Source organism: Psychromonas algicola, assembly GCF_004378355.1.
Lineage (GTDB): Bacteria > Pseudomonadota > Gammaproteobacteria > Enterobacterales > Psychromonadaceae > Psychromonas.
Window position 1 is genome coordinate 18,057 of the sequence record NZ_SNUB01000038.1, and the last position, 12,720, is coordinate 30,776.

The following is a 12,720-nucleotide window of genomic DNA, read 5'->3' on the forward strand; positions in this document are numbered from 1 at the left end:
AAGTATTACTGGATTATGCAGTAATAACCGAGGGTTAATCAATGCAAAGTCAATATTTAACCATGACTGCTTTAATTGCTTATTACTTGTTCATTAAATTGATATTTTGCATCTAATTGGCTGAATCCTGCGGAAGCGCCTTTGTTAACATGAATCTGATGATTTATACGCTCTTTTAACGCATCCACATGCGAGATAACACCAATCAACTTACCAGTGGCATTCAAACGTTCTAATGCCTCTAAGGCGACCTCTAACGTATTCGCATCTAAAGTACCAAAACCTTCATCCAAGAATAATGATTCTATTTGTGTTTTATGACTCACTAAGTTGGATAAAGCTAAGGCTAACCCTAAACTCACTAAGAAGCTTTCTCCGCCAGACAATGTTTTCACGTCACGCACTGCATTGGCTTGCCATAAATCGATCACTTGCAAGGCTAAAGGCTGCTCCACATTACGTTGTAATTGATATCGTTGGTGTAAATTTGCCATCTCTTTATTGGCGAGATAAACCAAGTTATCTAAGGTAACCCCTTGCGCAAAAGTTCTAAACTTAGCACCATCAGCCGAGCCAATTAACTTGTTTAGCATAGTCCATTGCTGCGCATTTTCTTGTTTCTGCTGTTGTTGTTTTAACAAGCTTTGTTGTTTGACTTTCGCGTTATCATCAGCTTGTAACAGTCCTAACTTAGTTGCATAGGTTTGCTGATGCTGCTCTATTTTATGTTCAGATTCACTCAATGCTTGCGTTGCTTGTGACAAATCTAACTCAGTGAATTTTAATGCTTGCTGCGCTGCCAATTGGCTTTCTAAGGTTTGTAATCGCGTTGTTTCTGTTAATAACTGCTGTTGTAAATGCTGACGTAATGCGATTAATGATTGCATTTCATCCTGTGTTAAACACGCATTAAGGTAATCACTTTGGTCGGTGAATAAGGAAGTGGCTAATGCTTGAGTAAACTGAGTATCGGCATTAACTAAATGTGCTTTGTACTCTTGCTCTAATGCGATTAACTGGGAGCTTTCACCTTGTAACGCTTGCTCAGTCGCGCTAAGTGTCTGAAGTGCTGATTTCGCTGTTTCTAATTGTGTTTGGCATTGTGTTAATTGCTGCTGTGCTTGCTCGCGTAATTGTTGTGGAGAAGCATCGCCAAACTGTGTTTTCCTCTGTTGCTGTGCGCTATTAATTTGTTCAATTAACCCATGTAATTGCGTTGTGACTTGTTGCAATAACTCACTCTGTTGCTGCATGGCCTGTTGCGCTAATGAGTGCTGCTGCGATAACTCGCTCAATTGTTGTTGTAGCTGCTGCTCTTGTGTCAACTGTAATTGATAATCTGTGACTTGTTGGGTTACTTCAGCGAGCCATTGTTCTGGTTGATTGAAGATAGCTTCAGGAGCTAAGAATGTTAAATCGCTAGAAGCTAACAGCTGAGATGGCTCTGGTAAACTCGCCACGATTGTTTGTTTAGTGGTGTCTATATTTGATGTGATTTGCGCGGCATCAGCAGATAACGTTTCAAATTGCTCTGCTAATGAGTTTTGTGTATGAATACTCTGCTGCTGCGTTAATAATAAATTATTCTTATCAGCGGATAGTGTTTGTAATTGATCTGATTGTTCAGACTGCTGTCGTTCTAAGGTACGAACGTCTTCTATTTTTTGAGTTAACTCTTGAATTTGTAAGGTTAATGACTGTTTTTGCGCTAATAATAACGCATTGCTTTGTGCATTATATTCCTGCCCCATCAAATAGGCATTACTTGACCACTGTTGAAGTTGCGCTTCTTTTTCTGATAATAAAGCCTGTAGTGAAGACAGCATTTGCTGTAATTGCTGCTGTTTATTTTTTAATTGCCCGTTTAATTCACTGTAACGATTACGTGCTTCAAGTAACTGCTGTTGTAATTCCTTTAAACGAGATTGATGGTGTGATGCATCAATCTTTTGGTAATTCACCAAAGCAGGATGCTCTAACGAACCACATAAAGGACAAGGTTCACTTTCTTCTACCTTCATTTGTAATGCGCTAAGACTTTGTATTATTTGGTCTTGTTCGAGTAGTTTTTCAGTATTTTTAACTTCTTCCGCTAATTGTTGGCCTTGGGTTTTCCAAGCTAATAACTGTTCATTATCGGCTTGTAAGGAGTTTTCTAAATGGGTTTTACTATCCGTTATTTTGGCTAAATCCACTTCAATGCGATCCAGCTTATCAACCAATGGCAAAGTAGATTGGCATTGTTCTAACTGAATTTGCAACTGTTTCAGCTCTACACTTGCTGTGTTTATTGAAGCACCAGGCAATAAAGAAAGCGCATTCTGAATATCCGTTTTAGCTTGTTGTAACTTAGATTCTAATGGCTCAACTTGAAGCATTAATGATTGGATGGCTTGTTGAGCATGATCATTTGATTTAATAGCTTCAGATTTTTTCTGTTCAATCGAAGTTAATGTTTGAGAAAGCGTTGAATGCTTCTCTTGCATTTCACCTAACTGATTTAACTGCAATGAAATCGTAGAGAGCTTTTCACTCATTTGTGGGATATAAGCACGAGCTTGTAATGTTAATTGAAGCGTTTGCAATTGCTGTTGAAGATTCGTTATTTGCAGTTGTTGCTCAACTAATTTTTGCTTTTCTTGCTCTACTATTGCTGACTTTTCAAGTTGCTGCTGAGTTAACTGCTGAGATTGTGACTGTTTCTCTGCAATGGTTAAATCCAACGGCGCTAAAACATTATTAATGGCATCTAAGGTTTGTGTCGTTTTTTCCTGCTGCGCTTGTAGCTGCGTATTTTTCTGCTCTTGATCCGTTAAAGCCTCTTGCATCAAGATTTTATTAGCATTACGTTTTTGCTCAATTTCTAACAGCTGTTGTTTCACTTTCTCATGTTGTGTCGCAGCTTGTTGCTTTGATTCGAACAAAGGAGTTAACTTTGCGGCTTTTTCAGCATTAACTAACGCTTCTTCTTTGCTTTCAAAGTTTTTTTGTTCTTCTTTTATATTGCCAACTACTTGTGTTTGCGTATTGATATCAGTGGATAGTTTTTGAGTTTGCTGTAACCAGTTAAAAGCTGTTTCTAACGCTTTATGCTCTGTTGTTAATGTTTTTTGTTGTTGCGTTAACGTGGCGATTTCAGCATCTAGCTCTGCGCGTTGTACGTCATCTAATAAACTTAATACTTTAGATTGCTCGGTAAGCAAGGTTAATTCATTTTGAATGTGTTTATTTTGCTGATAAACATACTGTGCGATTTCACAATAGATTTCAGTACCAGTTAACTCTTCCAACAGTTCAGCACGTTCACCGCTAGTTGCATTTAAGAAAGCAGCAAAGCCACCTTGTGCTAATAACATGGACTTAGTAAAACGAGAGAAATCTAATCCTGTCAGATCGGTAACCAGTTTAAGTACTTCACTACTTTTGGTCGCTAATACCTTGCCACCTATTTCTGTTAATTCGCAAATAGGCGCTTGTAAATTACCATCTGCATGACCACGGGCGCGTTTTTGAGACCAATAAACACGGTAAGCTTTACCTTTAACCGCAAATTCAACTTCAGCTAAACAGTCGCCACAACCGCGCGTCATCAACTCATTTTTACTTTGCGTTAATTTATCTAAACGCGGCGTTTGTTGATATAAGGCTAAACAAATGGCGTCCAAAATCGTACTTTTTCCTGCGCCTGTTTGCCCGGTGATCACAAATAAAGCGTTATCCTGAAAAGCTTGATCTTGAAAATCAATTTTCCATTGCCCTTTTAGGGAGTTTAAATTTTTAAAACGTAATGAGAGGATCTTCATGATTGATGCTCCACAGCAGAGAGCACTTCTGCGAATAAGCCTTTTAACTGTTGTTTTTGCTCATCACTAATATTGTCTTCGATATCAAGACGATGCTCGAACAATTGCTCTGGCGTGACATTATCTAAGCTTTTTTTATCGCTTTCTTGCCATTGATTCATTTCATTAATTTGTGGACTACTCACTTTTAAGATATCAATCTTTGTACCTTCAACAAGTTCACTCAAATGCGTATGTAAATCAGACATGTAATGCGCCTGTTTAAGTTTTACTTCAACCCAGACACTTTGATTTGCCATTTCAACTTTTAAAGCTGTAATTTGTTCAGTGATGCTTTCTAAATCGCCAGCAATAACTTTTAGTGATTGAAAAACAGGAATAGCTAACTCACTAACGTTTACATCATCTTTATTGGTAAATTCAATAATATTCACTTGTTTGGTTTGTTTGCTTTCATCAAAGCTTAACGGGATCGGCGAGCCACAATAACGGATAAAATCAGATTTTTGCACTCGTTGTGCTTTATGGATATGCCCAAGTGCAATATATTCAAAAGGTGGAAACAAAGAAGCAGGGAATGCAGTTAAGGTACCGATATAAATTTCACGTACCGAGTCAGAAACAGCACAACCCACAGCAGTAAGATGCCCCGTTGCTAAAATAGGTGTCGCTTCATCAACATCTTGCACAGCTAATTCATAAATACTTTGATAAGTATCGGCAATCCCCTGTTGCAATGACATTTGCTTTTGCTCCGCCGAGCTCCCTTGTTCGCTAAGCATCACATCTGTTGCACGTAAAAAAGGTAAAGCACACAATAAAGCTTGTTGCTCTCCTGTTTTATCTTCAAGAGAAATAATATGCTCGGATAAGTTATCGCTCAAACCAGCTAACACAGAGACGTTTAAAGCGCTTAATAGGGATTTACTTTCATTTAATACTGCAACACTGTCATGATTGCCTGACACAATCACTAATTGCGAACAATAACTCTGCTGCAGTTGCACAACAAAGTCAGCATATAACTTACGTGCATAGGATGCAGGTGACGCACTATCAAAAATATCGCCAGCAACAATCACTGCATCAATTTGCTGTTGGTTAACCACCTCAATTAACCACGACAAAAATTGTTGGTGTTCATTTTCGCGTGTTTTCATCATAAAATACTGGCCAAGGTGCCAATCTGAGGTATGTAATATTTTCATAATTCGCTATTATTAAGTTCGATTAATGACAGTTTATCTTTTTCGATGGTATAAAACTCTATTCTGCCTTGTTTTTAGTTATGTTTGCACAAAATAAAAACAACTTGATTAGCAATTAGGCAAAAAAACAAAAAAACGTTTTTTTTCTTAAAAATTAGTTGACGATGTTCGTCGATATCCGCATAATGCGCCCCATCGAAATGACATGCTGTTTTACAGTTGTTGTTAAGATTAAAGTAAAAATGGCTACATAGCTCAGCTGGTTAGAGCACATCACTCATAATGATGGGGTCCCAGGTTCAAATCCCGGTGTAGCCACCATTTACTTTCTGCGGAAGTGGCGGAATTGGTAGACGCGCTAGATTTAGGTTCTAGTATCGTAAGATGTGAGAGTTCAAGTCTCTCTTTCCGCACCATTCTTTATTTAATAAAGAAGCCAGAGAAGAATAACTCTATAAAATAAAATTAGATATAGCTAAACGGTAATGCACCGCGAGATTTTAATATAGGATCTCGGCAATATTCTAAAAGAGAATGAACTCTAAAAATTGTAATTGGGATATCGCCAAGCGGTAAGGCACCGCAAGATTTTGATATAGGATCTCGGCAGTATGCCTAAAAGAGAATCAACTCTTTAAAATTAACAATTGGGATATCGCCAAGCGGTAAGGCACCGGGTTTTGATCTCGGCATTCAGAGGTTCAAATCCTCTTATCCCAGCCACATTCACTGATTTGTTATTAACAAGTTAGTATCCTTGAAGAAGGTAAAACTTAACATTGAAATACAGCAATCGGTAATGCACCGCGAGATTTTAATATAGGATCTCGGCAGTATGACAATAAAGAGAATAAACTCTTTAAAATAAACAACTGGGATATCGCCAAGCGGTAAGGCACCGGGTTTTGATCTCGGCATTCAGAGGTTCAAATCCTCTTATCCCAGCCACATTATGCGGAAGTGGCGGAATTGGTAGACGCGCTAGATTTAGGTTCTAGTATCGTAAGATGTGAGAGTTCAAGTCTCTCTTTCCGCACCATATTTTGCCACAAGCAAAAATAAATGAACCAGCTTATAGCTGGTTTTTTTATGTCTGAAATTTGAGTACTAAAATAAAATACCAACCACTGCATTATTCTAAAGTATTACAATAGGTAGACGAACTAGCGTTAGGTTCAGCTATTAATCAAAACAAAAAGGCCCCGTAATCAAATTACGAGGCCTTTCATTTCTAATTAGTTAAGACTCTAATAAAACAAAGCTTAACTAAAATGGCAGATTAACGAGCTCTGCTAGCAGAAGTTTTAACATGCGTTAGGTATAGTGGTAAACCAACTAATAATAAACCACCCGCTAGGTTTCCAAGTACTGTTGGAATTTCATTCCAGAATAGGTAATCATTAACTGTAAACTCACCACCCATGATCATTGAGAATGGGAATAGGAACATGTTTACGATTGAATGCTCAAAGCCCATGAAGAAGAACAGCATTACAGGCATCCACATCGCCGCCATTTTTGCGCCAGCTGATGTTGAAATCATAGCGCCTACAACACCCATAGAAACCATCCAATTACATAACATACCGCGAATGAAGATTGTAAACCAACCACCAGCACCATGCGCTTGATAACCTAAGGTTCTAGATTCACCAATAGAAGCGACTTTGGCTGCAATTGCGCCACCATCAGTACTATATCCATAAGTTAATATAAACGACATAAAGAAGGCTGTTGTTAATGCTCCAGCGAAGTTACCTAGGAATACTAATCCCCAGTTTCTTAATACACCACTAACAGTCACGCCTGGACGTTTATCTAATAATGAAAGTGGTACTAATGTGAATACACCAGTTAATAAATCAAACTTCATTAAATAAAGCATGATAAAACCAACAGGGAATAAACAAGCGCCTAAAATAGCACTACCTGTTTTAGTCGCAACGGTAATTGCAAAAATAGCGGCTAACCCGAGGATTGCACCCGCCATAAAAGCACGTATTAACGTATCTTTAGTAGACATGAACACTTTCTGTTCACCTGAATCTACCATTTTGGTAACAAACTCACTTGGTTCTAAATAGGACATTAGCTTCTCTCTCTTGTATTGTTATTAATTGTAGTTATTAATTATTATTGGGCAGCTTAGCTGACATTATTTTTTATAGATTGAATAGTAAATTTTTACCATGTTTTATAAGGCAAAAACTTACCATTTAAAGTAAGCACAACACGGTCACCCTTTGGATCTTCTTCTTTATCAACTGACATTGAAAAATCAATGGCACTCATGATGCCGTCACCAAATTTTTCTTGAATCACTTCTTTTAAAGTATCGCCATAAACGCCAACAACTTCATATAAACGGTAAATAAGTGGATCCTGTGGTACTGATTTATCCCACTCTTTGGTTGGATAAGCCATTAAAGCAGCTTTTGCTTCAGCAGGTAAGCCAAGGTAGCTTATTAATTTATCCGCTTCTGTTTCAGGGCAACTATTCATGCCTAAACATGCAGAGGTTGTCCAAACATCAGACATGCCAATCGCATCAGCAATACTTTCCCATGTTAAGCCTTTGTCATTTTTTATCGCGAAGATAGCTTCTGTTACTGCTAGTTTATTCATATAACTTCCTTAAAGTTAAAAAGGTTGAAGGTGATCCATTATTTGGTTGCCACTTGCTAGTGCAAATATCGTCCAAAGTTGTGCATTTTTTAAATTAATGATGCCTCTATTTAATGAAAGAAGATGACATCACTTATTTATAATAAGTACCTATGGCATTGCGATTATTGTGCCAACAAAGGAAAAACTACTAACCTATTGAATAGTAATAACTTCTTATATTATCAAGCCAATAATAATAACAACGAAATATCGTTGATAACGAAATATCGTGACAACTTAACGAAATATCGTTGTTTGGTATGGTAATTGTAAGTAAATCATTAACAGGGAAAAATTATCTAGATAATTAAATCAATAAAGTTAAATACTTTACTGCTTAGGGAATGTTGTATGAAAGAACACTTATTTTTAAATGCGCCGACTGCCTTATTGTTTATTGATCCATTTAATAACGAAATACTACAGCTTAATAATAAGGCCAGAGATCTATTCAACCTTAAACAAAGCGTATTAAGCGACATCAAGGTTACCGGTATTTTTAAAGGTTCTGTGGAAAGGTTACTTTCATTTACACAACAAGTACTTGAACAAAAAGAAGCTTGGTCTAACGATATATTTATCTATATAGAAGGTGAAAAAACATACTTAGATATTACAGCAAACCTTGTTGACGATAAGATCTTACTCTCTTGCCAAAATGGTAAAGTTACTTTTGCTCGACACCACCTAGCAACGGCACAAGCAGAATATCAAGCAGGCCTTACCCACTGGAATGCAAACGAAACGGTTTTCGAAGAAATTGAAAGACAAAATAAATTACTACTTGGTGCCGTTGGTGATGGAATTTACGGTGTTGATGTTCATGGTAATGCCACCTTTGTCAATGAAGCTGCAGAAAAAATATTAGGTTGGAAAAAGTCAGAGTTAATTGGTAAAAACATGCATGAGGTTTGCCATCACTCCTATGAGACGGGTGAACATTATCATAGGCACACTTGCCCTATTTACGCAGCTTTTCAAGATGGAGAAATCCATAGCGTTGATGATGAAGTATTCTGGAACAACAAAGGCCAAGCAATTCCCATTGAATACAAAAGCACCCCACTCACAGATAATGGCGTGTTGATTGGTGCAGTGGTCATTTTTAGGGATATTAGCCAGCGAAAGTCCATTCAAAATGAACTACTTAACGCTTTACAAGAAGTTGATACGCTCAAAGAGAGACTGGAGCAAGACAACGCTTATTTACTTGAAGAATTAAACGCCGACTTTAATCATCACCAAATTATTGGACAAAGCAACAAAGTACAACATATGGTGAATCAAATTGAACTGGTTGGTGCTACTAATGCAAATGTCCTGATCACTGGAGAATCAGGCACAGGTAAGGAGCTTATTGCTCGAGCAATTCATGAGGTCAGCGAACGAAAAGCCAGACCATTAATTCGTGTTAACTGTGCCGCGATCCCAGTGGATTTATTTGAAAGTGAATTCTTTGGCCATGTTAAAGGCGCCTTTTCTGGTGCAATATCAGATCGTATTGGTCGTTTTGAATTGGCTGATGGCGCGACTATCTTTTTAGATGAGGTAGGTGAAATTCCTATTCAGCTGCAAGGAAAACTACTGCGTGTATTACAGGAGCAACAATTTGAGCGCGTAGGCGAATCTAAAACACGTAATGTTAACGTTAGGGTAATTTCAGCGACGAATCAAAACTTACAAGCCTTAGTTGAGCAAAACAAATTCAGAGAAGATCTTTATTTCAGGCTGAATGTGTTCCCAATTCATTCTCCTTCATTAAGAGAACGTGCAGACGATATTCCCCTGTTGGTTAAACACTTTATTGAGAAAGTCTGCGTTGATTTAAACCGACCACAACTTGAGGTTTCTGTCGCGCAAATGAAATTCCTCACAGAATACCAATGGCCGGGTAATATCAGGGAACTAGAAAATATTATCGAGCGACAAATCATACTCGCTCAAAGTAATAAGATTAACTTCGACTTCCTAGCCAAAGATAAAGCACAGGTAAAAACTAAAGTAAGCACGTTATCGACAAGTAAATTGCTCAATGCACAACAACGTAAATCTTTAGAAAAAAATAATTTAGAAAATGCGTTGATGCACGCGAAAGGTAAAATATATGGAGAAGATGGTGCCGCTGCATTATTAGGTTTAAAACCAACTACCCTAACCTCTCAACTAAAGAAATATGGTATTAATAAAGCAGTCTATAGTTAACAATAAACTTCATTGCTCATGAATAAAAATCGACATGAACAATGAAACTCAAACTAAATTATACCTGGCTCGTATTCCTCTTCAGAGAAAAATCTAAAACCAGTTAACCCCTGTTTTTCTACAATTTCTTTAATAGATTGATGTACAACGATCAACATTGGGATTTCACCAAGCATAAAAATTTTATGGTCTTGAATTTTGCTTTTATCCAAAACCATTTTTTCTACATCGATCATATTATCGCCAACCATTATCAAATCTGAATGATCTTTATCTACGGCATTAATTCTACCTAAGATATTAACAGCACAGTAATCCAATTTTTCATTAGTGGCTGTATCTAATACATCGGCTTCAAAATATTCAATATTCTCAACTCCCAAACTCGTTAATGCATCTATAAATTTTCTAGAAAAAAATGTAAATTTTGCTGATTCGTGAATATCTCGCGGAGGATACTCACCTTCAGCTGGAGCACTTCTATCTACAACAAGTTCAATACGAAATGGTTCCTCAATATCACCAATGCTTTTACCTTTCGTTGTTCGCACCGAAGGGGCGTCAACAACTTCTACGGTAGGACCAAAAGCAGGAGATGTTGCAATCATAAAAAAATAGTTATTACTCATAGGTTCCTCAAAGGTATTATTTGCATCGATTTGGCTTACTCTGTTTTTACCTTTCGAGCTTACTATACAAACTAGTCCTAAAAAACATAAAAAAGATGATAGCCATCAATTCGCTATCGTCTTTTTTAAACAATAAACTTATTTAAACGTAAATCCTCTTTTCTCTAAAAAAGCTTTCATATGCGTTCTAAGCGGTGTGCTCATCATGTTCGCTATCTGAGCCGTCCATGTTTCACTTCTCGCGCCACTAGAGCGACTTTGATAGTAATCACTGCAAGTTTTGTTGTACTTAAGTAATTCAGCTTGATCAGCGTGGTATTTATCTTGTTTAAGGATCACATCCACAGGCAACCTTGGTTTCTGCTCTTGCTCTACCGCAGGAAAACCCAAACACATGCCGAAGATAGGATAAACATTTTCAGGTATTTCTAACAGCTCACAGACTTGTTCAGGATCATTACGAATACCACCAATAAATACACCACCTAGATCTAATGATTCGGCTGCAACCATCGCATTTTGAGCGAAAAGACTCACATCAACCGTAGAGACAATAAATTGCTCAGTCAGACCAGATTGCATCTCTTTATTTTCATAAGCACAAGCCATTTCCGCTTTTTTCAAGTCAGCACAAAACACAAGAAAGACAGGTGCTTTCTCAACCCAAGTTTGCGGCCCTGCCAAAGTAGCAATTTGCTTTCGTGTTTCCTTATCATTTACTCGAATAACAGAATAAGCTTGGATAAAATTAGACGTAGAGGCACAACTCGCTGCTTCAATAATTGAATTTAACATCTCATCGCTAACCGCTTGATCAGTAAACTGGCGGATTGAGCAGTGTTGTTTTAATAAATTAATAACTTGGTTCATTTAACAAGGTTCCTTATCATTATAAATATAAAAAGCTGTGAATATAAAAAGTGAGGCAATCAATAGTCCATCAAGTTTCAATTTCTATTGAGTCTCGCGTTATTTTTTACTTAAGCGCTGCTTAACATCGGGTAAGTGAAGAAAAAGAAATGACAGACGTTCACCAACCAATGACACAAAATAGCCCATTCTAAACGTTGAGTTTTATAGAAAATATAACTATAACCAAACCCAGCGACAGCGGCTACGAAGATGTAATGCAAACCACCAGCAAAATGCGCTAAGGCAAAAATGCAGGCTGTCATAACAGGCGCTAATAAAGCAAATCGTTTAGATGTAATGATTTGCGCCAGCTTAGTTTGTAATAACCCTCTAAACAAAGCTTCTTCAGCAACACAGGTAAATAATAAATTAATAGCGATGAAGCTTAACCAAAAGTCAGGAACTTTAGGATTAAAACTAACAAGGCCAATCATTAACGCCACGGTTAACGTCGCTAAAATCGTACTAACAATAATTAAAATGGGCAGCGTAAATTTCGCATTCGAGCCTTGTTTAAAGCTTAAAGTAGAGTTGTGAGTTAAGTTAAAAGTAGTACGAGAGAAAAAATAAGCACAAAGCAACAACCCTACTATTGCTTTATCAACATTTGCATACAGCGTAAAAGCAATCGCATCGTCGGTGATTTGTGTGTTGGTAACAATCGGTAAGTTATTAAAACCGGGCATCCAATGTAAAGCGAGCGCGAGAGAAGTGATGATAAAAAGCGTAGTTGTAATGACACGTGTTACTGGCTGTTTGATATTTACCGCACCAAAATACAAAGCAAGATAAAACCCAATACTGAGTAATCCAACTTCATTGATATAGTGTTCGAAACAACCGCTGATAACACTAAATAACAGCAAGCATAACCAAAGTGGTTGTTTGAATAGTGAGAGTTTACAGTAAGGGAAAACACATAAAATTGAGAGAGCTAATAGATAAAAGGTCATTTTATTGGTTATCCAACGAGGATTTAGTGAGGTTTATTCTACGCTTTCATTTCGAGATTAACTATCAGGTTAGATTAAAATTAATATTTAGTATTTTTATTATTTATCTGATTGTGTCGGATGAACTTACAGTAAATATCATGCTTGCTGTTGCTGAAAGTTATCCATAATTTGAGGAAGTTCTACGGTGGGGATATCGTAGCTGCATTGATCAAGGTTTCATTATTGACCCTGTAAATAATTCTGTGTAATTACCATTTTTACAGATGTTTTTTCAAGCGGTCTTCAAACTCTATTATAAACCGATTCATGGCAGCTCTCCAACTATGGATCGGTTTTGACCATT

At 37.3% G+C, this 12,720-nt stretch carries 8 protein-coding genes and 5 tRNA genes; 6 read left to right on the forward strand and 7 right to left on the reverse strand.

Annotation, left to right across the window (positions count from 1 at the left end; translation table 11 throughout):
• Positions 1–71: 71 nt before the first annotated feature.
• Positions 72–3,803, reverse strand: coding sequence for an AAA family ATPase (locus E2R67_RS14780; RefSeq protein WP_134291723.1), 3,732 nt, complete (start codon positions 3,801–3,803; stop codon positions 72–74).
• Positions 3,800–5,011, reverse strand: a complete 1,212-nt coding sequence (gene sbcD, locus E2R67_RS14785; protein WP_134291724.1) for an exonuclease subunit SbcD — start codon at positions 5,009–5,011, stop codon at positions 3,800–3,802. Before sbcD ends, E2R67_RS14780 begins: the two co-directional genes overlap by 4 nt.
• Before the next feature lie 244 nt (positions 5,012–5,255).
• On the opposite strand from sbcD, the gene E2R67_RS14790 reads away from it, so the two are divergent.
• The 5 genes from E2R67_RS14790 to E2R67_RS14810 all read left to right on the forward strand — a co-directional run bounded on the left by E2R67_RS14790 (position 5,256) and on the right by E2R67_RS14810 (position 6,050).
• A tRNA-Met gene (locus E2R67_RS14790) sits at positions 5,256–5,332 on the forward strand.
• Between the two features lie 10 nt (positions 5,333–5,342).
• Positions 5,343–5,427 (forward strand) — tRNA-Leu (locus E2R67_RS14795).
• 232 nt (positions 5,428–5,659) lie between these two features.
• Positions 5,660–5,734 (forward strand) — tRNA-Gln (locus E2R67_RS14800).
• A 150-nt stretch (positions 5,735–5,884) separates the two neighbouring features.
• A tRNA-Gln gene (locus E2R67_RS14805) sits at positions 5,885–5,959 on the forward strand.
• 6 nt (positions 5,960–5,965) lie between these two features.
• A tRNA-Leu gene (locus E2R67_RS14810) sits at positions 5,966–6,050 on the forward strand.
• A 240-nt stretch (positions 6,051–6,290) separates the two neighbouring features.
• Here the strand turns inward: E2R67_RS14810 and E2R67_RS14815 are convergent.
• Both E2R67_RS14815 and cynS read right to left on the reverse strand, forming a co-directional pair.
• Positions 6,291–7,100: a formate/nitrite transporter family protein gene (locus E2R67_RS14815; protein WP_134291725.1), complete on the reverse strand. Its 810-nt coding sequence runs from the start codon at positions 7,098–7,100 to the stop codon at positions 6,291–6,293.
• Between the two features lie 95 nt (positions 7,101–7,195).
• Entirely contained in the window at positions 7,196–7,636 is a 441-nt protein-coding gene (cynS, locus tag E2R67_RS14820; protein ID WP_134291726.1) for a cyanase, read from the reverse strand.
• Between the two features lie 393 nt (positions 7,637–8,029).
• On the opposite strand from cynS, the gene E2R67_RS14825 reads away from it, so the two are divergent.
• Positions 8,030–9,880 carry a sigma-54 interaction domain-containing protein gene (locus tag E2R67_RS14825; protein ID WP_134291727.1) on the forward strand — a complete coding sequence of 617 codons (1,851 nt, stop codon included), beginning with the start codon at positions 8,030–8,032 and terminating at the stop codon, positions 9,878–9,880.
• 53 nt (positions 9,881–9,933) lie between these two features.
• Here the strand turns inward: E2R67_RS14825 and E2R67_RS14830 are convergent, their stop codons facing one another.
• The 3 genes from E2R67_RS14830 to E2R67_RS14840 form a co-directional block, all read right to left on the reverse strand.
• A complete protein-coding gene (locus E2R67_RS14830) occupies positions 9,934–10,509 on the reverse strand; it encodes an imm11 family protein (RefSeq protein WP_134291728.1) in 576 nt (191 codons plus the stop codon).
• A 138-nt stretch (positions 10,510–10,647) separates the two neighbouring features.
• Positions 10,648–11,379 carry an oxygen-insensitive NADPH nitroreductase gene (gene nfsA / locus E2R67_RS14835; protein WP_134291729.1) on the reverse strand — a complete coding sequence of 244 codons (732 nt, stop codon included), beginning with the start codon at positions 11,377–11,379 and terminating at the stop codon, positions 10,648–10,650.
• 110 nt (positions 11,380–11,489) lie between these two features.
• Positions 11,490–12,374 carry a CPBP family intramembrane glutamic endopeptidase gene (locus E2R67_RS14840; RefSeq protein WP_134291730.1) on the reverse strand — a complete coding sequence of 295 codons (885 nt, stop codon included), beginning with the start codon at positions 12,372–12,374 and terminating at the stop codon, positions 11,490–11,492.
• Positions 12,375–12,720 lie beyond the last annotated feature (346 nt).